The sequence below is a fragment of the Enterobacillus tribolii genome (genome assembly GCF_003363015.1).
Lineage (GTDB): Bacteria > Pseudomonadota > Gammaproteobacteria > Enterobacterales > Enterobacteriaceae > Enterobacillus > Enterobacillus tribolii.
This window is the reverse complement of the sequence record NZ_QRAP01000001.1, coordinates 772,155-791,463: the sequence shown is the minus strand read 5'-3', so window position 1 is coordinate 791,463 and position 19,309 is coordinate 772,155. Positions and strand designations below refer to the sequence as shown.

At 55.2% G+C, this 19,309-nt stretch carries 22 protein-coding genes; 11 read left to right on the top strand and 11 right to left on the bottom strand.

The window, feature by feature from the left end; translation table 11 throughout:
• Window positions 1-190 precede the first annotated feature (190 nt).
• Both C8D90_RS03470 and C8D90_RS03465 read right to left on the bottom strand, forming a co-directional pair.
• On the bottom strand, window positions 191-1,312 hold the full coding sequence (locus C8D90_RS03470) for an SLC13 family permease (RefSeq protein ID WP_115456996.1): 1,122 nt from the start codon (window positions 1,310-1,312) through the stop codon (window positions 191-193).
• 25 nt (window positions 1,313-1,337) lie between these two features.
• Window positions 1,338-1,727, bottom strand: coding sequence for a helix-turn-helix domain-containing protein (locus C8D90_RS03465; protein ID WP_115456995.1), 390 nt, complete (start codon window positions 1,725-1,727; stop codon window positions 1,338-1,340).
• A 263-nt stretch (window positions 1,728-1,990) separates the two neighbouring features.
• Between C8D90_RS03465 and C8D90_RS03460 the strand changes: the two genes are divergently transcribed.
• Complete coding sequence (locus C8D90_RS03460) at window positions 1,991-2,524, top strand: hypothetical protein (protein ID WP_230472939.1); 534 nt, start codon at window positions 1,991-1,993, stop codon at window positions 2,522-2,524.
• Window positions 2,525-2,653: 129 nt separating this feature from the next.
• On the opposite strand, the gene C8D90_RS03455 is transcribed toward C8D90_RS03460, so the two are convergent.
• On the bottom strand, window positions 2,654-2,881 hold the full coding sequence (locus tag C8D90_RS03455) for a DNA polymerase III subunit theta (protein WP_115456993.1): 228 nt from the start codon (window positions 2,879-2,881) through the stop codon (window positions 2,654-2,656).
• 249 nt (window positions 2,882-3,130) lie between these two features.
• Here C8D90_RS03455 and lpxO point away from each other — a divergent pair, with 249 nt between their 5' ends.
• On the top strand, window positions 3,131-4,036 hold the full coding sequence (lpxO, locus tag C8D90_RS03450; RefSeq protein WP_115456992.1) for a lipid A hydroxylase LpxO: 906 nt from the start codon (window positions 3,131-3,133) through the stop codon (window positions 4,034-4,036).
• A gap of 82 nt (window positions 4,037-4,118) precedes the next feature.
• Window positions 4,119-5,111 carry an MBL fold metallo-hydrolase gene (locus C8D90_RS03445; RefSeq protein ID WP_115456991.1) on the top strand — a complete coding sequence of 331 codons (993 nt, stop codon included), beginning with the start codon at window positions 4,119-4,121 and terminating at the stop codon, window positions 5,109-5,111.
• On the opposite strand, the gene C8D90_RS03440 is transcribed toward C8D90_RS03445, so the two are convergent.
• A complete protein-coding gene (locus tag C8D90_RS03440; protein WP_115456990.1) occupies window positions 5,108-5,431 on the bottom strand; it encodes an AzlD domain-containing protein in 324 nt (107 codons plus the stop codon). The genes C8D90_RS03445 and C8D90_RS03440 overlap by 4 nt on opposite strands.
• Window positions 5,431-6,093: an AzlC family ABC transporter permease gene (locus tag C8D90_RS03435; protein ID WP_115456989.1), complete on the bottom strand. Its 663-nt coding sequence runs from the start codon at window positions 6,091-6,093 to the stop codon at window positions 5,431-5,433. Before C8D90_RS03435 ends, C8D90_RS03440 begins: the two co-directional genes overlap by 1 nt.
• A 104-nt stretch (window positions 6,094-6,197) precedes the next feature.
• Here C8D90_RS03435 and C8D90_RS03430 point away from each other — a divergent pair, with 104 nt between their 5' ends.
• Complete coding sequence (locus tag C8D90_RS03430) at window positions 6,198-6,746, top strand: helix-turn-helix domain-containing protein (RefSeq protein WP_115457261.1); 549 nt, start codon at window positions 6,198-6,200, stop codon at window positions 6,744-6,746.
• A 175-nt stretch (window positions 6,747-6,921) separates the two neighbouring features.
• Window positions 6,922-7,812: a 23S rRNA pseudouridine(2605) synthase RluB gene (rluB, locus tag C8D90_RS03425; RefSeq protein WP_115456988.1), complete on the top strand. Its 891-nt coding sequence runs from the start codon at window positions 6,922-6,924 to the stop codon at window positions 7,810-7,812.
• Window positions 7,813-7,882: 70 nt separating this feature from the next.
• On the opposite strand, the gene cobO is transcribed toward rluB, so the two are convergent.
• Window positions 7,883-8,479 (bottom strand): cob(I)yrinic acid a,c-diamide adenosyltransferase, encoded by a 597-nt coding sequence (cobO, locus tag C8D90_RS03420; protein WP_115456987.1) that lies wholly within the window; start codon window positions 8,477-8,479, stop codon window positions 7,883-7,885.
• Window positions 8,476-9,237: a YciK family oxidoreductase gene (locus C8D90_RS03415; RefSeq protein ID WP_115456986.1), complete on the bottom strand. Its 762-nt coding sequence runs from the start codon at window positions 9,235-9,237 to the stop codon at window positions 8,476-8,478. Before C8D90_RS03415 ends, cobO begins: the two co-directional genes overlap by 4 nt.
• Before the next feature lie 242 nt (window positions 9,238-9,479).
• Between C8D90_RS03415 and sohB the strand changes: the two genes are divergently transcribed.
• The gene (gene sohB, locus C8D90_RS03410; protein WP_115456985.1) at window positions 9,480-10,523 is read left to right on the top strand and encodes a protease SohB; all 1,044 of its coding nucleotides are present in this window, start codon (window positions 9,480-9,482) and stop codon (window positions 10,521-10,523) included.
• A gap of 49 nt (window positions 10,524-10,572) precedes the next feature.
• On the opposite strand, the gene C8D90_RS03405 is transcribed toward sohB, so the two are convergent.
• Entirely contained in the window at window positions 10,573-10,824 is a 252-nt protein-coding gene (locus tag C8D90_RS03405; protein WP_115457260.1) for a YciN family protein, read from the bottom strand.
• A 418-nt stretch (window positions 10,825-11,242) separates the two neighbouring features.
• On the opposite strand from C8D90_RS03405, the gene topA reads away from it, so the two are divergent.
• Window positions 11,243-13,837, top strand: a complete 2,595-nt coding sequence (gene topA, locus C8D90_RS03400; protein ID WP_115456984.1) for a type I DNA topoisomerase — start codon at window positions 11,243-11,245, stop codon at window positions 13,835-13,837.
• A gap of 308 nt (window positions 13,838-14,145) precedes the next feature.
• Window positions 14,146-15,120: an HTH-type transcriptional regulator CysB gene (gene cysB / locus C8D90_RS03395; RefSeq protein WP_115456983.1), complete on the top strand. Its 975-nt coding sequence runs from the start codon at window positions 14,146-14,148 to the stop codon at window positions 15,118-15,120.
• Window positions 15,121-15,274: 154 nt separating this feature from the next.
• Here cysB and pagP read toward each other — a convergent pair whose 3' ends face one another.
• The gene (pagP, locus tag C8D90_RS03390; protein ID WP_115457259.1) at window positions 15,275-15,841 is read right to left on the bottom strand and encodes a lipid IV(A) palmitoyltransferase PagP; all 567 of its coding nucleotides are present in this window, start codon (window positions 15,839-15,841) and stop codon (window positions 15,275-15,277) included.
• A gap of 815 nt (window positions 15,842-16,656) precedes the next feature.
• Here pagP and C8D90_RS03385 point away from each other — a divergent pair.
• On the top strand, window positions 16,657-16,773 hold the full coding sequence (locus tag C8D90_RS03385) for a DUF2627 domain-containing protein (RefSeq protein ID WP_115456982.1): 117 nt from the start codon (window positions 16,657-16,659) through the stop codon (window positions 16,771-16,773).
• A gap of 41 nt (window positions 16,774-16,814) precedes the next feature.
• Window positions 16,815-17,024 (top strand): transcription antiterminator/RNA stability regulator CspE, encoded by a 210-nt coding sequence (cspE, locus tag C8D90_RS03380; RefSeq protein ID WP_115456981.1) that lies wholly within the window; start codon window positions 16,815-16,817, stop codon window positions 17,022-17,024.
• 75 nt (window positions 17,025-17,099) lie between these two features.
• Here the strand turns inward: cspE and pgeF are convergent, their stop codons facing one another.
• Window positions 17,100-17,795 carry a peptidoglycan editing factor PgeF gene (gene pgeF / locus C8D90_RS03375; RefSeq protein ID WP_115457258.1) on the bottom strand — a complete coding sequence of 232 codons (696 nt, stop codon included), beginning with the start codon at window positions 17,793-17,795 and terminating at the stop codon, window positions 17,100-17,102.
• Window positions 17,796-17,920: 125 nt separating this feature from the next.
• On the opposite strand from pgeF, the gene rlmA reads away from it, so the two are divergent.
• The gene (rlmA, locus tag C8D90_RS03370) at window positions 17,921-18,736 is read left to right on the top strand and encodes a 23S rRNA (guanine(745)-N(1))-methyltransferase (RefSeq protein WP_115456980.1); all 816 of its coding nucleotides are present in this window, start codon (window positions 17,921-17,923) and stop codon (window positions 18,734-18,736) included.
• On the opposite strand, the gene mntP is transcribed toward rlmA, so the two are convergent.
• Complete coding sequence (gene mntP / locus C8D90_RS03365; protein ID WP_115456979.1) at window positions 18,733-19,302, bottom strand: manganese efflux pump MntP; 570 nt, start codon at window positions 19,300-19,302, stop codon at window positions 18,733-18,735. The two genes, rlmA and mntP, sit on opposite strands and share 4 nt — an antisense overlap.
• Between the last annotated feature and the right edge of the window lie 7 nt (window positions 19,303-19,309).

Sequence of the window (19,309 nt, the reverse complement as noted above, 5' to 3'; positions counted from 1 at the left end):
TGTCGAAGAGGTGTGCGTTTGATTTCGCACCGTTATGGATGATGAAGCTAAACCAAAATTCACGCCGCACTAAATCACATTCTGCGCTTATTTAGATTAAAAAAGAATAACGCGCTGAACGCATCCGGTGCGAATGAGGGTTAAAAGGACATGCATCAACCATAGCTACGCCATCATGAAATGCAAATATTTACCCTGACGCCGGCAACAGCAGCCAGCCGAGCAGCGCGGCCAACAACAGCGCGGGAATGGAAAAGGCGTGAAAGCGCAGCCAGATCCGGCTTTCATTGGCCAGACGCAGGGCGATCAGGTTGGCCATCGAGCCCAGCGCGAAGCCGAATCCGCCGATGTTGACCGCGTAGGCCAGCGTGACGCCGGAAGGCACGAAGTTGAGCATCATGATGGTCGCCGGAACGTTGCTGATGACCTGGGAAAGCAAAATACCGGTCAGGTAGAGGCCGCCGTCATGCAGGGCGGCGGCCTGCGCCGCGACCGGCTGCAGGAAAGGTAACTGGCTGAGCAGTTTGACGTCGATGAACATGGCGATAAACACCAGAATCAGCGGCCAGTCGATGGCCAGCAGCACCCGGCGGTCGAGAAACAGAAGGGCGATGGCGACCAGCAACAGGCCGGGGAACGCCATTTTCAGGTCGACCAGCACGATGAACGCGACATACAGCAGTAAACAGGCCCACAGCAACGTCCGCTTTCCCGTCGCTTCGGCATCGGCCGTGGCCGGGCGGATGGTCCGGGAGGGGAAAAACAGCCAGACAGCAAGCCATAACAGCACCATCAGCACGGCGGCCAGCGGCAGCATAGACTGAATAAACGTCAGGAACCCGACGCCGCTGCGGTTCCACAGCAGGATGTTTTGCGGGTTGCCGATGGGCGTCAGTAACGAGCCGACGTTGACCGCCAGCGCTTCAAAGATAATCAGCCGGCGCACCGGAATGCCGACCAGCTTCTTGAGCGTGACCGTCAGCGGCACGACGATAAACAGCGCCACGTCGTTGGTCAGAAAGGTGGACAGCAGGGCGGAGGTGGAAACCAGAAACAGGGCCAGCGTTCGCTCGTTACGCATGCGCAGCGTCAGCCGGCGGCCCAGCCAGACAAAATAACCGCTCAGTTCCACGCTTTTGGTCAGCAGCATCAGACCGATCAGGGTGACGATGGTCGGCCAGTCGATCCAACGCGGAAATGAAGAAACAGCGGCCGGCTGATACAGGGTCAGCACAATGCCGGCAACCAGCAGAATATGCAGCAACCGGTCGCGCAAAAAGGGTTTCAACAGGGCAGTAAGCGGTGAAGGCATGTTTCAGGCGACCAAAGAAGGGCTGTCAGGCACTCTCACGTAACAGCACGTGCAGCGGTTGAAGCGTGGAAAGTTGCAGATCGTGTTGCAGCCGGTAGTTGGTCGGCGTGATACCGAAATGTTTACGGAACATATAGGTAAAATGCGACTGGGAGGCAAAACCGTAGAATACCGCGATGTCGATAATGGAATCTTCGGTATGACGCAGGCGGTTAGCCGCGCCGGAGAGTTTGCGTTCACGAATATAGCGCCCCAACGACATGCCCGTGGTTTCACGGAAAATTTTCTGCATATGCCACAGAGAGTAGCCGGAATAACGGGCCAGCTCATCCAGATAAATATCCCTGCCCAGATGTTGTTCTATCCATTCGCTCAGGGCGCATACCAGGGCAACGTTGCGTTCATTTTGTGTCATACGGTATCCCGTTGGTAGCGATTCTCATTTTACACATTTTACCGATCCCCTACTGCTATGCAAACCGGCGGCGGACCCTGGGGCACGTACGGATCATAAAAGAATGCACCAACCGCATCAAAAAATAAGACGAATCCAATCTAATTGATAGGATGGGGGAAAGCTAACCGTTGGATTTTGTTATGAATAGTGATTTAAAAATTTTCTTGCGTGCTTGTGCTGAATTTCTGATCGTCGCAGGAATAACAGGATTCGTCTGCCTGTTGCCATATATCGATATCAATATATTGCACAACGGCATCAGCGAATTTTCTCTGGTTGAGCTGGTGCAGGAATTATTCTTGCTGAGCAGCGCCTTGTTGTTCTTTCGCGGTGCGCGTAAGCGGCCTGAGGTGCGCGGCGGGTTAATTTTGGTCGGCGGATTTTTATTCTGTATGTTTATCCGCGAGCTTGACGTTTTGTTTGATCTGATCTCCCACGGAAGCTGGTTCTGGTTCGCTATCGCCGCCACGCTGATTTGCGTGACATATGCCGTAATACACCCCCGCACGACGCTGCGCGGGCTGGTGGACGTCGTCTCCTGGCGGGGGTATGCAATGCTGCTCGCCGGGCTGATGTGCGTATTGATTGTCTCCCGCGTGTTCGGGATGCAAGTGCTGTGGGAGCATATCTTACAGGAAGGGTATCTCCGTATCGTGAAGAACGCCGTAGAGGAAGGTACGGAACTGTTCGGCTACACGCTGATTTTTATCGCTTCGCTGGGCTATGCCTTTCAGCAGCGTTTGCCGCTCCGTTAAGCGGAAACGTGCGTTTGTGGCTTCTTGTTGATTGTCATGAGCGGCCGTTGGTGCGGGATTACCTGGAGCGGCATATTACCCGCTGAATAAGGTGTATCCCGCCTCACTGGCCTGACCGCTGCGCTCCGTTTATTTCCCCTGCTTGGGTTCATACGGCATTGTCGGCAGTTGCAGCGTCCGGTAATACGTCAGTCTTTCGCGAAAGTAAGCCCGGAGCGCCTGCGGTTGCTCCTTTTCCACCAGCTCCGCGACGACCGGCATGTTGTAGCGTTCTTTGTATGAAACGCCGGATGCGGCCAGGTCGACGTTGACTTTGTCCATCTCTTCTTGTGAAAGCGTTGCCAGATTGATGCTCATATTGCCTCCTGTAAACCGCGCCATTATTCCAGAATTTCCCGTTGCTGGCATCCCCGTATCACGCAAGCGCTTGCCGGCGGCGGCAGTTTGACGTCATCCGGCTTTTCTTTTAGTGGAATGTACATTTTTGCTACTTTTTATTTATCTTTTATGGGGTATTTTTACAGATACTTAACCAAGCTGGTGGTGTTGTGGCGGTCATTCGTCAGTGGATGATCATGTGGTTTTTATAAGCAGCGGACTGGTTTCATGAAATATGTAGTGTTGCTTTTGCTGATATTGTGCGTGGTTTATGTTCATCGCAGGGGGAAAGTGCGTTATCCGTTCTGGCGGCAGCTTTCCGATCATTCAACGTTTGTATCCCCGATCAACGTATTCATGTACCTGTTTTCCCGGGTGCCGGCTAACCAGCCTTATCTGAATCTGGCTGATTTCCCTGAGCTGCGGCCGTTGCAGGAGAATTGGGAAACGATTCGCGCCGAGGGGCAGAAGCTGATGGAGATTCAGAAAATCTCGGCGTCTGATAAATATGATGACGCCGGATTTAACTCCTTTTTCAAAACCGGCTGGAAGCGTTTTTATCTGAAGTGGTATGAAGACAATCATCCTTCCGCGATGACGCTGTGCCCGGAAACCACCGCGTTGCTGCGCGCCATTCCGTCGGTAAAAGCGGCGATGTTTGCGGAATTGCCGGACGGCAGTCGCCTGCCGCGCCACCGCGATCCCTATGCAGGGTCGCTGCGTTATCATCTGGGGCTGCTCACGCCCAATGACGACCGCTGTTTTATCGACGTTGACGGCGTGCATTACAGTTGGCGCGATGGCGAGGGCGTGATGTTTGATGAAACCTATATTCATTATGCGGAGAACGCCAGCGGGCGCGATCGTCTGATCCTGTTTTGCGACGTGGAGCGCCCGATGAAATACCGCTGGGCGCAGCGGGTGAACCACTGGTTCGGGCGTCATTTACTGAGTGCGGCGTCGGCGCCGAATGATGAAGGCGATCGTACCGGCGGCATCAACCGGATGTTTAAATATATTTATGCGGTGCGTAAGGTGGGTAAACGGCTGAAGAAATTTAACAAAGCGCTGTATTACGCCATCAAATGGGCATTATTCGGCGGTATCGCCATTCTGGTGTTCTGGGCCGTTTGAGTTAATGTAAAGTTCGGTCTTGCCGGCGGCGTAATCGCGGGGAAACTGTTATGTTTCCTGAATCTGACTGCCGGGAGCTGATGTGAAAAAAAATCCTTACTACGATGCCAGTCGTGCCCACCATACGCCGCGCGGGTTCCGCAACCCGGAGCCATCGCAGCGGCGTCAGGGGGACGTTGAGCGCTGGCATAAGGAACGCAAGCAGGCGGGTTTGCCTCATCCGCCGGCCATGGGGTATGAGGCGTTCTGCCGCCGTTGGTGGCAGCCTTGTGATTTCAGCCACACCGGCGACGGCGCCTGGTGGCTGGGCCATGCCGGGGTGCTGCTGCGCAGCGGCGGCCGGCATATTTTGCTGGACCCGGTGTTTTCCGAGCGAGTCTCCCCGGTCAGTTTTTATGGTCCGCGGCGCAAGACGCCGCCGCCGGTGTTGCCGGACGCACTGCCGCCCATCGATCTGGTGCTGATATCCCACAATCATTACGACCATCTGGACACTCCCTCCCTGACAGCGCTGTTGCGCCGCTTCCCTGACATGCATTGCATGGTGCCGCTCGGCCTGAAGCGCCGCCTGCTGCGTTGCGGGTTCCGGAACGTCAGCGAGCTGGACTGGTGGGATTTGCAGGCTTTCGGCGGGCTGGAGGTGCATCTGGTTCCCGCCCGTCACTGGAGTATGCGCACGCCGTGGGATCGTAACCGCAGCCTGTGGGGCGGTTGGGTGATAGCGGGCGCGGGCGGTCGCTTTTACTTCTCGGGCGATACCGGATATTCCGCCAGTCTGGGCGAAATATCCCGCCGCCTGGGAACCATCGATCTTGCCGCATTACCCATTGGCGCCTACGCGCCGCGCTGGTTTATGGCGGAGAATCATATTGCGCCGGAGCTGACGGTGCGTCTGTTTCAGGAGCTGGCCTGCCGGCAGGCTTTCGCTATGCACTGGGGCGTGTTTGAGCTGGGGGATGAGCCGCTGGACGAACCGCCGCGGCTGCTGCAGGAAGCCCTGGCCGCCGCGGGTATTCCGGATGCGCAGTTCAGCGCGCTACCCATCGGCGGGTTCGTCGCCATGTCTGCCGGTTAATGAATACCGGCGTAACGCAGCAGGGCGGTGACCAGCGCGGCAGCCAGTATCACCACGATCAGCGGTACTTTCCGCCAGGTAAGAAAAACGGCGACGGCGACGCCGGAAACGCGGGCGATGCCGGAGAAATGCCCCCCTTCATAAAAGGTTGTGACCAACGCGACGGCAAACAGCAGCGTGGTGGCCGCGTCGGAAAGCAACGCCTGCGAGCGTTCGGTGAAGGTCAGACGGTTTCCGAGCTTCGCGCCGCCAAAGCGCATCAGATAGGTGCCGAGTGACAAAACGGCAATGCCGATAACGATCATAAGCGTGTCGGCCATCATTTCTTCCTCGCCAGCAAACCGAACATAGACAGCAGGGCGGGCAGCCCGACCGGCGTGAAGGGAACCGCCGCCAGCGAAATAATCGCACCGGCGGAGGCCCGGATTAACGTCGTTCTGTTTTTAAACGCCGGGATCACCAGGGCCAGCAGAATGGCCGGGAATACGGCGTCCAGCCCGATAAGTTCGGTGCTCGGCAAAACTTTACCGATCACGCATCCCACCAGCGTGCCGACAGGCCAGAAAACCGCGACGCCGATACCGCACAGCCAGTAGGCCGCTTTACGTTTTTCTGCCGTGGGCTGCGACAGGCCGAAGGCCACGCTCTCGTCATTCATGATATGGCTGCCCAGCAGCGCGTTGAAACGGGTGCCGACCAGGTTGCGGACGGCGACGCCGAACGGAAAATGGCGGGCGTTGACCAGCAGCCCGGCCAGCGCGCCGGCAAGGGGATGACCGCCGCCGGCGACAATGGCGATAAACATAAACTCTGACGCGCCGGCCAGGACGAAAAACGATGAGAACAGCGGCACCCACAGCGGAAATCCATAGGCCGTAGCCAAAGAGCCGTAGGAAACCCCAACAACGCCGACGGCCAGGCAAACAAAGAAAATGGCTTTTTTGGCGTCTCCGTTCAGGCAAGAAAAACGTTGGGTGAACATGCGTTACCTATCTATCGAACATTTGGTCTATTATAATGAACATAACTACGCTACAGTTCAAGACGAACATTATGTTCATTTTATCGAACATTGAGAACATTGTTATGACACAGCCGATCGACGTGATTGCGAAAAGCCTTGTCCGTGAGCGTACCAGGGTTGGTTTGTCACTGACAGAGGTCGCAAAACGCGCCAATATTGCCAAATCCACGTTATCGCAACTGGAAGCCGGGAACGGCAACCCCAGCCTGGAAACACTCTGGGCATTATGCGTCACATTAAACATTCCGTTTGCTAAGCTTCTTGAACCGGTGGCAAACAGCACGCAGGTGATACGGCGCGGCGAGGGGACGAAAGTCGTCGCCGAACAGGCGCATTATCAGGCGGTATTGTTAGCCGCCTGCCCGCCGGGCGCACGCCGCGATATTTATTTACTGACGGCCCAGCCGGGCGCAGACCGTATATCAGAACCGCATTCCCCTGGCTCCGTAGAGCACATTATTGTGACGCAGGGGCGGGCGCTGATCGGCCTCACCGAGGGGCCGGAAGAGCTGGAAGCGGGAGACTATATCTGTTACCCGGCGGATCAGTCGCATATTTTCAAAGCGTTGGAGCCGGATACGATGGCGATTCTGGTCGCGGAACAGAATTAGCCGCCGGCTTGCTTTGCCCCGGAGCGCCATGGGGCTGGGGCGTAAATAATAAAGGTAGTTACAGTGTGGGTAAAACAGGGTATAATAGCGAATCTCAAATAGGTTAACTTATTGATTTATTTGAGGTTATCGAATTCTTTCCGACGCCTGTGAAGGCGGCATCAGAGGTTGCTCAATGAGCGAAAAATTACAGAAAGTGCTGGCCCGCGCCGGCTACGGTTCCCGTCGTGAAATCGAAGGGATGATCCAGCAGGGGCGCGTCAGCGTCGACGGCAAGCTGGCTACGCTGGGCGATCGCGTTGACGTGACGCCGGCAATGAAAATTCGTATTGATGGTCATGTTGTTTCCATTCGTGAGTCTGCGGAAACCATCTGCCGCGTTCTGGCTTATTACAAACCGGAGGGTGAGCTGTGTACGCGCCACGATCCGGAAGGCCGCCCGACGGTGTTCGATCGTTTGCCGAAAATGCGCGGTTCGCGCTGGATCGCGGTTGGGCGTCTGGATATCAATACCTCCGGGCTGTTGCTGTTCACTACCGACGGTGAACTGGCGAATCGACTGATGCATCCGAGCCATGAAGTAGAGCGTGAGTATGCGGTGCGTGTCTTCGGTCAGGTTGACGATGAAAAGCTCAACCAACTGAGGAAGGGCGTGCAGTTGGAAGACGGCCCGGCCGCGTTTAAAACCATCAGCTTTCAGGGCGGTGAAGGGATTAACCAGTGGTATAACGTTACGCTGACGGAAGGCCGCAACCGCGAAGTACGCCGGCTGTGGGAAGCCGTCGGCGTGCAGGTCAGTCGCCTTATTCGCGTGCGTTACGGCGATCTGCCGTTGCCCAAAGGTCTGCCGCGCGGCGGCTGGACCGAGCTGGCGCTGAAGGACGTCAATTATCTGCGTGGGCTGGTAGCGCTGTCGGAAGAGACGGCCAGTAAAGTGCCGGTTGAGCGTGAACGCCGCCGGATGAAGGCGAACCAGATTCGCCGTGCCGTGAAGCGTCATGGCCAGCAGGTATCCGGCGCCGCCCGGCGTAATAACAGCACGGGTAAAGGCGCGAAGAAGGGATAAGTCGCACTATCCGGAACACTAAAAACCGCAGCGGGGTTATCTTTGCTGCGGTTTTTTTATGCCGTGAATCCTACCAGTCAATGCCGCGCTGCGCCTGGATGCCGGCGTCAAACGCATGCTTAACCGGGCGCAGCTCGCTGACGGTGTCGGCCATTTCCAGTAGCTCGCGGTGGCAGCCCCGGCCGGTGACGATCACCGTCTGGTGCGCAGGCCGTTGTTGCAGCGCCTGCATAACCTCCTCCAGCGGCAGGTAGTGATAGCTGACCATGTACGTCAGCTCATCCAGCAGCACCACATCCAGCGTCGGATCGGCCAGCATACGCCGGGCGTGCTGCCATACTTCGCGCGCGGCGAGGGTGTCGGTTTCGCGGTTTTGCGTGTCCCAGGTAAAGCCGGTCGCCATCACCTGAAACTCCACGCCGTGCGGCTCCAGCAGGTTACGCTCGCCGTTGTCCCAGGTGCCTTTAATGAACTGGATCACGCCGGCTTTCATGCCATGCCCGACGGCGCGGGTGACGGTGCCGAATGCGGCGGTGGTTTTGCCCTTACCGTTGCCGGTGAACACAATCAGAATGCCGCGGGTTTGTTGTGCGGCGGCGACGCGCGCTTCCACCTGTTCTTTCAGGCGCTGCTGCCGTTGTTGATGACGCTGTTCTGAATCGCTCATTCCGCCGGCCCCGGTTTACGGCCCGGTTGGGCGTCAAAGCTGATGCCGGTTTTACGCCGGCTGTCGTCGCCCATCAGGTAAAGATAAATCGGCATGATGTCCGCCGGTGTTTTCAGCTTGTCCGGATCCTCCAGTGGGAAGGCGCTGGCGCGCATGCCGGTACGGGTGCCGCCGGGGTTGATGCAGTTGACCCGCAGCGGAGTATGCTGATACTCCTCGGCCAGCACCTGCATCATGCCTTCGGTGGCGAACTTCGACACCGCATAAGCGCCCCAGCCGGAGCGGCCTGCACGCCCGACGCTGGAGCTGGTGAAAATCAGGGAGGAAGACGGAGACTTCAGCAGCAGGGGGAGCAGCGCCTGCGTCAGCATAAAGGTGGCGTTAACGTTAACCTGCATGACGTCGTGCCAGGTGTCGTAGGCCAGCTCGCTCATCGGCGTGATCTCGCCCAGCAGGCCGGCGTTATGCAGTACGCCGTCAAGATGCGGATAGTCCGCCGCGATGCGTTCTGCCAGCGTGTGGCAGGACGCCGGCGTGGCGGTAAGCAGATCGAGCGTATACGTACGTGCGGGAAGGCCGCCTTCATCGGCGATTTGCTGGCGGACCTGCTCAAGCTTGTCCGGCGTACGCCCGAGCAACAGCAGGCGGGCGCCGAAGCGTGCATAGGTCAGGGCGGCTTCGCGCCCGATGCCGTCACCGGCGCCGGTGACCAAAATGATACGGTTTTGCAGAAGTGCGGGCTGCGGTTGGTAATGCATGTGTAATCCTCGCAGGCGTGTCCGGCATTACCGGAAGTCATCATGGGGGAAATGCCGGCATAAAAGCCCGGGCATCCCCGGACAACAATAGCGGAAATGTTCAATTGTTGCCGCAGAAAGAGGTGATATATGCCTGACTCTGATATAAATTTCAACGGTATTGTTCTGAACCGTGCGGCATTCGCGCATCCTGGGTTACACTGTCGCGATCAGTAACTGAATGAATCTTAAGGCGGTAAATTGTGGAGTGGTTATCCGTGTACGGGTTGTTTCTGGCTAAAGTGGCTACCGTCGTTGTGGCGATAGGCGCCCTGATTTTATTGATCTTTATACTGCGCCAGAAAAAAGGTGGATATAAAGGAGAGCTGCAGCTTTCCGATTTGGGAGAGGAGTACCGCGCCATGCGCCGCAGTATGCAGGAAGCGCGCATGGATGATGCCGCGCTGAAAGCATGGCAAAAGCAGCAAAAGAAAGAAGAAAAAGAGAAAGCGAAACGGCAGAAAGACGCGGCCAAAAATGGCGGCGGCGAGATCAAACCCTGCCTGTATGTGATTGACTTCAAAGGCAGTATGGATGCCCATGAGGTCGGGGCGCTGCGTGAAGAAATCAGCGCAGTGCTGGCGGTGGCGAAAAACGGTGACGAAGTGTTGCTGCGGCTGGAAAGCCCCGGCGGCGTGGTGCATGGCTATGGCCTGGCCGCTTCGCAGTTACAACGTCTGCGTCAGGCGGGCGTCCGCCTGACGGTGGCCGTTGATAAGGTTGCCGCCAGCGGCGGATATATGATGGCGTGTGTGGCCGATCGCATTGTGGCGGCGCCGTTTGCTATCATCGGTTCTATCGGCGTCGTGGCGCAGATCCCCAACTTTAACCGTTGGCTGAAAAAGAATGACGTGGATGTGGAGCTGCATACCGCCGGCGAGTTCAAGCGTACGCTGACGATGCTGGGTGAAAACACGGAGCAGGGCCGGGAGAAGTTTCGCGAGGAGCTGAATGTGACTCATCAACTGTTTAAGCAGTTTGTGTCCCAGCAGCGCCCTTCGCTGGATGTCGACAGCGTGGCGACCGGAGAACACTGGTATGGCGCGCAGGCGAAGGACAAAGGGCTGGTTGACGCCATCGGCACCAGCGATGACCTGCTGATCGCTGAAATGGAGAATCATGACGTTATCGGCGTACGTTTTGCGCCGCGTAAACGTTTAATGGATCGTTTCGCCATCGGGCTGACAGAGGGGGCCGACCGCCTGATGCTACGCTGGTGGCAGAGAAGCGTGCGACCTGAAATGTAACGCCGTAATCCAACCCCGCCGCCATGGCGGGGTTTGTTTTTTCGTGCGCTTACTTGGCTAAATGGTATTTTTCCGACAAAACTTCAGCCAGATGTTTGAACATATTAAAAACCGCGGTGGTTTTCGGCGTGGGAATGCCGTCTTCATCGAGAAAATATTCGCCGCGGAATACCAAGACATCGCCTTTTTGCTCTACGTCGGTGGCTTCCATTCCATGTATAAAATCTTCATGCTCACGGATAATTTTATTGGCTTCCGCCAGCAGCGTTTCGCGATCGATTGGGGTCGTATTACCAAACATTTTTTTCTCCAACTGGGTGTTACATAACATATTCTACCGTTCAGGATGAATCATTCGCAAACAAAGGTGTAAAAAACTGTCTGAGCGTATCTTATTGGCAAAAAAGACCATTCCGTGCTAATTAAGTTGCGTGACATTCTTATTCAGGTAGAGTGAGTGCCTTTGTGAGGCCGGCGTTTGGCCTGCTTTTTGCTTACAAAACATTAACAATTTCATTCGTACAAAGGTGTACGAGTAAAATTTACGGCGATTTTCAGTATATTGCGTCCGATGCGAGCGGTTGAATGCGGATTATAAAAAAACAACTTGATCTCCGGGCACGCTGACGCAATATAAAAAAAGAGTTTTTAATAGCGCCCGGAATAACGGCGCACCAAGTCTCCCGGAAGCGGGGGAGTTCATTCAGGTAAAGGGTATTATGGGTAAAGCTCTCGTTATAGTTGAGTCCCCGGCAAAAGCCAAAACGATTAATAAGTATCTGGGCGGTGACTACGTGGTTAAATCCAGCGTGGGGCATATCCGTGACTTACCGACCAGTGGCTCGGGCAGCAAAAAAAGTGCCGCCGAGGACAAAACCACCAAGCCGAAAGTAAAGAAAAATGAGCGAGATGCCCTGGTAAACCGGATGGGGGTAGACCCTTATCACGGTTGGAAAGCGCATTACGAAGTTTTGCCGGGCAAAGAAAAAGTCGTGGCGGAACTGAAAAGCCTGGCGGAAAAAGCCGACCACATTTATCTCGCAACCGACCTTGACCGCGAAGGGGAAGCTATTGCCTGGCACCTGCGGGAGGTGATCGGCGGCGATGATAATCGCTATAGCCGCGTGGTATTTAACGAAATCACCAAGAATGCCATTCAGCAGGCGTTTAACCAGCCGGGCGAACTGAACGTCGACCGCGTTAACGCACAACAGGCGCGTCGTTTTATGGACCGCGTTGTGGGCTATATGGTGTCGCCGCTGCTGTGGAAAAAGATCGCGCGCGGCCTGTCTGCCGGCCGTGTTCAGTCCGTGGCCGTGCGCCTGGTGGTCGAGCGTGAACGCGAAATCAAGGCGTTCGTGCCGGAAGAATACTGGGAAATTCACGCCGATCTGAACGATAAGAACATGGCCGTGTTGCAGATGCAGGTGACGCATCAGCATGATAAACCGTTCCGTCCGGTTAACGGCGAGCAAACGCAGGCGGCGGTGAAGCTGCTGGAAAAAGCGCGCTATACGGTGCTGGAGCGGGAAGATAAACCGACCAGCAGCAAGCCGTCGGCGCCGTTTATCACCTCGACCCTGCAGCAGGCCGCCAGCACCCGTCTCGGCTACGGCGTAAAGAAAACCATGATGATGGCCCAGCGCCTGTACGAAGCAGGGCACATCACCTATATGCGTACCGACTCCACCAACCTCAGCCAGGACGCGCTGAACATGGTGCGGGGATATATCGGTGAGCAGTTCGGCGATCGTTATCTGCCCAAGCAGGCTAACGTGTATGCCAGCAAGGACAACTCACAGGAAGCGCACGAAGCGATCCGTCCTTCCGACGTGAATGTACAGTCCGAGCAGTTAAAAGATATGGAAGCGGATGCCCAGAAGCTGTACCAGCTGATCTGGCGGCAGTTCGTTGCCTGCCAGATGACGCCGGCGCAGTATGACTCGACGACGCTGTCGGTGCAGGCCGGTGACTTCACGCTGAAAGCGCGCGGCCGTACCCTGCGTTTCGACGGCTGGACCAAGGTGATGCCGCAGCTGCGCAAGGGCGATGAAGACCGCACGCTCCCGGCGGTGGAAGTCGGCAGCGTGCTGGATTTGCAGCAGTTACTGCCGAGCCAGCACTTTACCAAACCGCCGGCCCGCTTCAGCGAAGCGTCGCTGGTGAAAGAGCTGGAAAAACGCGGTATCGGGCGCCCGTCAACCTATGCCTCCATCATCTCCACCATCCAGGATCGTGGCTATGTGCGGGTAGACAACCGCCGTTTCTATGCGGAAAAAATGGGGGAAATCGTTACGGATCGCCTGGAGGAAAACTTCCGCGATCTGATGAACTACGATTTTACCGCCCGCATGGAAGACGAGCTGGATCAGGTCGCCAATGCGAAAGAAGACTGGAAAACGGTGCTTGACGGTTTCTTCAGCGATTTCAGCAAACAGCTGGACGTTGCCGGGCAGGAGCCGGAAGAAGGGGGAATGCGCCCCAACCAGATGGTGCTGACCAGCATCGACTGCCCGACCTGCGGCCGTAAGATGGGTATCCGTACCGCCAGCACCGGCGTGTTCCTCGGTTGTTCCGGCTATGCGCTGCCGCCGAAAGAGCGTTGCAAGACCACCATCAACCTGGTGCCGGAAGCGGAAGTGCTCAACGTGCTGGAAGGCGATGATGCGGAAACCAACGCGCTGCGCGCCAAGCGTCGTTGCCCGAAGTGCGGGACCGCGATGGACAGTTATCTCATCGATAACCATCGTAAGCTCCACGTTTGCGGCAATAACCCGGCCTGTGACGGTTACGAAATCGAAGAGGGCGAGTTCCGCATCAAGGGTTATGACGGCCCGGTGGTGGAGTGTGAGAAGTGTGGCTCCGAGATGCACCTGAAAATGGGGCGTTTTGGTAAGTACATGGCCTGCACCAACGACGAATGCAAGAACACGCGCAAGATCCTGCGTAACGGTGAAGTCGCGCCGCCGAAAGAAGATCCGGTGCCGTTGCCTGAGCTGCCGTGCGAAAAGTCGGATGCTTATTTCGTTCTGCGTGACGGTGCGGCCGGGGTATTCCTGGCGGCGAATACGTTCCCCAAATCCCGCGAGACCCGTGCTCCGCTGGTTGAGGAACTGGCTCGCTTCCGCGATCGTCTGCCGGAGAAACTGCGTTATCTGGCGGATGCGCCGCAGCAGGATCCGAACGGCAACAAGACAATGGTTCGCTTCAGCCGTAAGACCAAGCAGCAGTATGTGGCTTCGGAGAAGGATGGAAAAGCGACCGGCTGGTTGGCGTTTTACATCGATGGTAAGTGGACCGAGTCAAAGAAATAGCCCGTGGGTAACATTGTATAAAAAAGCGCCCTTTGGCGCTTTTTTTGTCTATAGACAGTCTTTGTTATTCTTTTTCTGGATAGATTTGCGTTAAGATTGAATGAATAGTTATGATATTGTTACCAGAGCTATGCAGCCGAAAGTAAAATGATGTAGTGATTATAAGCTTAATCAAATAATACTTTTCAGTTATTAGCTTCCTCCCGGAGGCCGCGCGGCGCTTGAACCCGGAACGCGGGGAAATCGTCAGGTGATAACCGAAACCAAACTGCCCGTTAGCAGTGTTTCAACCTAGGATGGTCTAAGCTATGAAATTGCAGCAGCTTCGTTATATCGTTGAAGTTGTGAACCATAATCTGAATGTTTCTTCAACGGCGGAAGGCTTATACACCTCACAACCGGGGATCAGTAAGCAGGTCCGCATGCTGGAAGATGAATTGGGTATTCAGATATTTTCCCGCAGCGGCAAGCATTTGACGCAGGTTACACCGGCAGGCCAGGAAATCATCCGGATTGCGCGTGAAGTATTGTCTAAGGTTGACGCGATTAAGGCGGTGGCCGGAGAGCATACCTATCCGGATAAAGGATCGCTGTACGTTGCCACGACGCATACCCAGGCTCGCTATGCGCTGCCTGCGGTCATTAAAGGGTTTATCGAGCGTTACCCCCGTGTTTCCCTGCACATGCATCAGGGCTCGCCTACGCAGATAGCAGAGGCCGTTTCCAAGGGCAGTGCGGATTTCGCCATCGCGACGGAAGCGCTGCATCTTTATGACGACCTGGTGATGCTGCCTTGCTACCACTGGAATCGCGCCGTGGTGGTGAAACCGGATCACCCGCTGGCCGGGAAATCCGGAATTACGATTGAAGAGTTGGCGGAGTACCCGATCGTGACTTACACCTTCGGGTTTACCGGGCGTTCGGAGCTGGATACGGCGTTTAACCGCGCCGGTCTGACGCCGCGCATCGTATTTACGGCAACAGACGCCGATGTGATTAAAACTTACGTCCGGCTGGGGTTAGGGGTTGGCGTTATCGCCAATATGGCCGTGGACCCGGTTCAGGATCCGGATTTGGTGACCGTTGATGCGAGCAACATCTTTACTTATAGCACAACGAAGATCGGTTTCCGCCGCAGCACCTTCCTGCGTAGTTACATGTATGACTTTATACAGCGTTTTGCTCCGCACCTGACGAGGGATGTGGTGGATACTGCTGTTGCGCTGCGATCCAATGAAGAGATCGAAGCGATGTTTAAAGATATCAAACTGCCGGTAAAATAAGGCGATATTGCCGCGGTGAAGTTTATTTTTCCCCGCGGCATATTTTCCAGAGTAATCCTAATTACATCTTCGGCGTAAAATATTCTCCCCGATTATTTCTGTTATTCATTAATATCGTGCAGGAGATTATTTAATCACTCCGGGTTATCCGTTGTTAAAACTGCCAACGCAGCCATGTAAATAATACGTTCCCGTTATTGTATGTGCCGGGAATATAGGTTGTTTGCACCGAGACGCGGTTGTATTCAATCGAGAGCAACGGCAATACGATAGGAATCGGTATATACAGATAGTCGGATCGTGCGGTTATGCTGGCGGTGTAACCAGCCCCGAAGCGCCAGCCGTCCCTGTCACCGGGGATCCACATCCACTGGAAGCCATAGCCGGCGATGGGTTCAACGTGGCTGTGTGAGTCCAGGAACGCCATGGCGTAAATAGAGTGCCAGTTGTCATTCTCATCAAAACGATACGTGCCGTACCCGATGCCCCAGGGGCGTTCATTATATTTATCCGTTTTGGATTTATCGTACATCGCACGGTTATGCCAGGTGTTCAGCGGAACATAAAGCTCACGCCCCGGCGCTTCCCAGGTCTTGCGGACTTGATCTTTTGTTTTTGCCCAGAAGCCGGTGTCGGCGGCGGTATGTTCTCCCTGGTCGCCTGACGAAGCAGAAACGGGCGCGGTGGCCGCAATGGCGTAATGCACGTTTAGGGTTAACATTATCCCAAAGAACGGACCGTGTTTCTTCAACAGTGTCATTTAGTGTCTCAATAACAATATGCTAGTCACATCACTGAAATATAACAAAGGTAAAAACGAACATTTAAATGTGGGTAGACTACCTTGTCCCATTCTTTATAAATCCTAGTTCAACATGCTACCGGACTCAATATGAATGAGGGGTAAACGTCTCCACACTTCGGGTTTTCTTTAATTATAAGAAATGTCCCGGATTCTTATAGGGGAATGAAAGCAGGGGGGCAGTCGGGCTGTGACAACGTGGGAAATGTCAAGTTTTGTCTTTATTATTTTGAAAGTCAAAATAAATCAGTGTGCTAATAATCTAAAAATCATATTTATGCCAATGTGGCATAACGTATGCCACAAATGGCAAGAATATAGGCAATTGCCGTACAGCGAAACCGGTTTCCTTCAGGGAAAAACGCATTCATGTAACGAACTTGTTGGCTTATGCCCATGGTTTTTGGTCATTAAATACATTTTATGCATATCACGGTAAAAAAGAGTCCAGACTATTAATTAATTTCATGGCTTTAACGGATGACGTGAGGGATAAAATAGCGTAAAAAGAAAGGGACGGAGAGATGGAGAACACGTTGTCACGCCCGTTAGGTTCCAAAGTCCCGGCAGCAGAAAATGTTACTCGGATCAAGGAATTTTAGCATAAGCGCGCACAGTTTTCCGTCGACCGTTTTATTTATGTGCGACGTGTCGTTCACTGGATAAAAATGGCTTGCCATTGAATAAATAGTGTGTGATAACGCATTTGGGTAAAACGAGGTACAGTTCTGTATATGTGTGGCATTTTCAGTAAAGAAGTCCTGAGTAAAGACGTTTGCGTTGACTACCGCTTCTCTGCCGATCCTTATCTTAGTGCCTCAAGCAGTAACGACTCTAGTTTGTCTATGTAACGCCCTCGGGCGGGTTAAACAATCCAAAGGAAATACTCAAGATGGCTAAGATTAAAGGTCAAGTTAAGTGGTTCAACGAAGCTAAAGGTTTCGGTTTCATCACTCCGGCTGACGGCAGCAAAGACGTGTTCGTACACTTCTCTGCAATTCAGGGTAACGGTTTCAAAACTCTGGCTGAAGGTCAGCAGGTTGAGTTTGAAATCCAGGACGGCCAGAAAGGTCCGTCTGCAGTTAACGTAACTGCCATCTGATAAAACAGCGTCAGCTGCTAAAAACCCGCGAATGCGGGTTTTTTTATGTCTGCGATTCGGCGTCCGGGTGGCGCGCTACGGCAGGATGACTAAGCCGGAGTATTGGTTTCTGCCTTTGATGCCGGGGTGAGACGGGTTGCGTTCCCGGCGGTGGGTGTTGCGGCGAAAGCTGGTGTAGCGAAAATGATTGACCGCCGCGCTGTCGCTTTCCGGCGTGCAGATGGTGCATTGTCCGGTGGTTTCAGCGCTGGCAAAGCCCATTTCGAGCAACTTGGCTCTGGCGATGGCGGCCAGGTCAAGATAGCGCGGGCGTGGCGCGATGAGCGACTGCGCATAGGGCAGCTCCTGACAGAAACGCGCATACAGCGCCTCATCGACTTCGTAGCAACAGGGCGCGGCGGCAGGGCCGATGATGGCATGCCAGTGCGCTAAATCGTCGTCACGGGCGATACAGGCGGCCGTACGCTCCAGGATGCCGTCAATAAGCCCGCGCCAGCCTGCGTGCGCCACAGCGATGCGCTGGCCGTCCCGGCGGCTGAACAGCACCGGCAGGCAGTCCGCGGTTAATACGGTCAGCAGAATGCCGGAGTGGCGGGTATAGAGGGCATCTGCGTCACCACAATGCTCGCCGGCTTCGGTGACGTCACAGATACGGGTGCCATGCACCTGTTTTTTCTCTGGCATGGAGGCGCGAAAAGGGTGCAATGACTCCGGCATCAGCGCGGTTTTATGGCCGAAACCAAAGCGGATCCCCGGAATCTGGCTAAACATACTGCTCACGCATGGCTCCTTCGTGGCGGGAATGATAATCACCAAAGAGTGTAGCAGAGCCGGTTGCAACGCCGTAATCCCTTAATTAGACTGTGTGACTTTCCTTGTCCGCCCGGATTTCCGCTATGTCCTATCTGTGTCCCTTGTGTCACACCCCGCTGAATGAACACGACCGCCAATGGCGCTGCGTGAATAACCATCAGTTCGATCGCGCCAAAGAAGGGTACGTCAATCTGATGCCGGTACAGTTCAAGCATTCCCGTCAGCCGGGTGATAATGCGGACATGATGCAGGCGCGCCGGGCTTTTCTGGACGGCGGATTCTATCACCCGCTGCGTCAGGCGGTGTGCACGCTGCTGGATCAGGCTTTGCCCGCACAGGCCGGGCAGGTGCTGGATATTGGCTGTGGGGAAGGGTATTACACCGCGCAGATTGCCTCAGCGCTGGAAAGCCGGTCGATAAAAACGTTCGGCCTGGATATCGCCAAAGTCGCCGTGCGCTATGCCGCCAAACGTTATCCGCAGGTTTCTTTTTGTGTGGCGTCAAGCCATCGTCTGCCGTATGCCGATGCTTCAATGGACGGCGTTGTGCGTATTTATGCGCCATGCCGTGCCGGAGAGCTGGCGCGGGTTGTCAGCGCCGGCGGTATTTTAGTGACAGTGTCACCCGGTCCGCGCCACCTGTATCAACTGAAGGCGCAGGTTTATGAGCAGGTGGTTCTGCATGCGCAGAAAGAGGAAATATTGCCGGGATTTGCGCTGGAGCGTGAAGAGACGCTGTCTTATGTGCTGGAACTTCCGGGAGAGCAGGCGGTGAACTTGTTGCAAATGACGCCTTTTGCCTGGCGGGCCGCGCCGGCGGTGTTTCAGTCGCTGGCGGCCCTTGAGCGGTTTTCCTGCGAGACGGATTTCACAATCCGTCTCTACAGGCGCAATCCTTAAGCCGCGCCGCTCAGGTGTTCACTCAGTATCAGGCAACCGATGCCGATTAACACCAGGCCGCCCAGAATCTCCGCGCGTTTGCCCAACAGGGGGCCAATAAAGCGGCCAATCATCATGCCCACCGTCGCCATCAGCATGGTGGCGAAACCGATAGCCAGCGCGGTATGCAGGATGTTGACCTGCAGGAACGCCAGCCCGACGCCGACGGCCATTGCGTCAAGGCTGGTTGCGACAGCGGTGGTGACCAGCAGCCAGAAGCCGTGGCGGCGTATCGCGGGCGCATCATCCTCGCGGCCTTTGAGGCCTTCGTAAATCATGCGTGCGCCGAGCACGAACAGCAGGGTGAAGGCGATCCAGTGATCCCATTCCATCACGTACTGACTGGCCAGCAGGCCGATGCCCCAGCCGATCAACGGCGTAATGGCTTCGACCACGCCGAAAATCAGTCCGGTACGGAAGGCTTCACGAAAACGGGGTTTATGCAGAACGGCGCCTTTGCTGATGGAGGCGGCGAAGGCATCCATAGACATGCCAAATGCAAGGATCATCGTTGCGGAAAAGTTCATACCAAAA

Excerpts from the sequence above, each read along its gene's own strand:
- C8D90_RS03470 (WP_115456996.1), bottom strand. The coding sequence starts at position 1,312 with ATGCCTTCACCGCTTACTGCCCTGTTGAAACCCTTTTTGCGCGACCGG.
- C8D90_RS03465 (WP_115456995.1), bottom strand. The coding sequence starts at position 1,727 with ATGACACAAAATGAACGCAACGTTGCCCTGGTATGCGCCCTGAGCGAA.
- C8D90_RS03455 (WP_115456993.1), bottom strand. The coding sequence starts at position 2,881 with ATGAGCATCAATCTGGCAACGCTTTCACAAGAAGAGATGGACAAAGTC.
- lpxO (WP_115456992.1), top strand. The coding sequence starts at position 3,131 with ATGAAATATGTAGTGTTGCTTTTGCTGATATTGTGCGTGGTTTATGTT.
- C8D90_RS03440 (WP_115456990.1), bottom strand. The coding sequence starts at position 5,431 with ATGGCCGACACGCTTATGATCGTTATCGGCATTGCCGTTTTGTCACTC.
- C8D90_RS03435 (WP_115456989.1), bottom strand. The coding sequence starts at position 6,093 with ATGTTCACCCAACGTTTTTCTTGCCTGAACGGAGACGCCAAAAAAGCC.
- C8D90_RS03430 (WP_115457261.1), top strand. The coding sequence starts at position 6,198 with ATGACACAGCCGATCGACGTGATTGCGAAAAGCCTTGTCCGTGAGCGT.
- rluB (WP_115456988.1), top strand. The coding sequence starts at position 6,922 with ATGAGCGAAAAATTACAGAAAGTGCTGGCCCGCGCCGGCTACGGTTCC.
- cobO (WP_115456987.1), bottom strand. The coding sequence starts at position 8,479 with ATGAGCGATTCAGAACAGCGTCATCAACAACGGCAGCAGCGCCTGAAA.
- C8D90_RS03415 (WP_115456986.1), bottom strand. The coding sequence starts at position 9,237 with ATGCATTACCAACCGCAGCCCGCACTTCTGCAAAACCGTATCATTTTG.
- C8D90_RS03405 (WP_115457260.1), bottom strand. The coding sequence starts at position 10,824 with ATGTTTGGTAATACGACCCCAATCGATCGCGAAACGCTGCTGGCGGAA.
- topA (WP_115456984.1), top strand. The coding sequence starts at position 11,243 with ATGGGTAAAGCTCTCGTTATAGTTGAGTCCCCGGCAAAAGCCAAAACG.
- cysB (WP_115456983.1), top strand. The coding sequence starts at position 14,146 with ATGAAATTGCAGCAGCTTCGTTATATCGTTGAAGTTGTGAACCATAAT.
- pagP (WP_115457259.1), bottom strand. The coding sequence starts at position 15,841 with ATGTTAACCCTAAACGTGCATTACGCCATTGCGGCCACCGCGCCCGTT.
- C8D90_RS03385 (WP_115456982.1), top strand. The coding sequence starts at position 16,657 with ATGTGTGGCATTTTCAGTAAAGAAGTCCTGAGTAAAGACGTTTGCGTT.
- cspE (WP_115456981.1), top strand. The coding sequence starts at position 16,815 with ATGGCTAAGATTAAAGGTCAAGTTAAGTGGTTCAACGAAGCTAAAGGT.
- pgeF (WP_115457258.1), bottom strand. The coding sequence starts at position 17,795 with ATGTTTAGCCAGATTCCGGGGATCCGCTTTGGTTTCGGCCATAAAACC.
- rlmA (WP_115456980.1), top strand. The coding sequence starts at position 17,921 with ATGTCCTATCTGTGTCCCTTGTGTCACACCCCGCTGAATGAACACGAC.
- mntP (WP_115456979.1), bottom strand. The coding sequence starts at position 19,302 with ATGAACTTTTCCGCAACGATGATCCTTGCATTTGGCATGTCTATGGAT.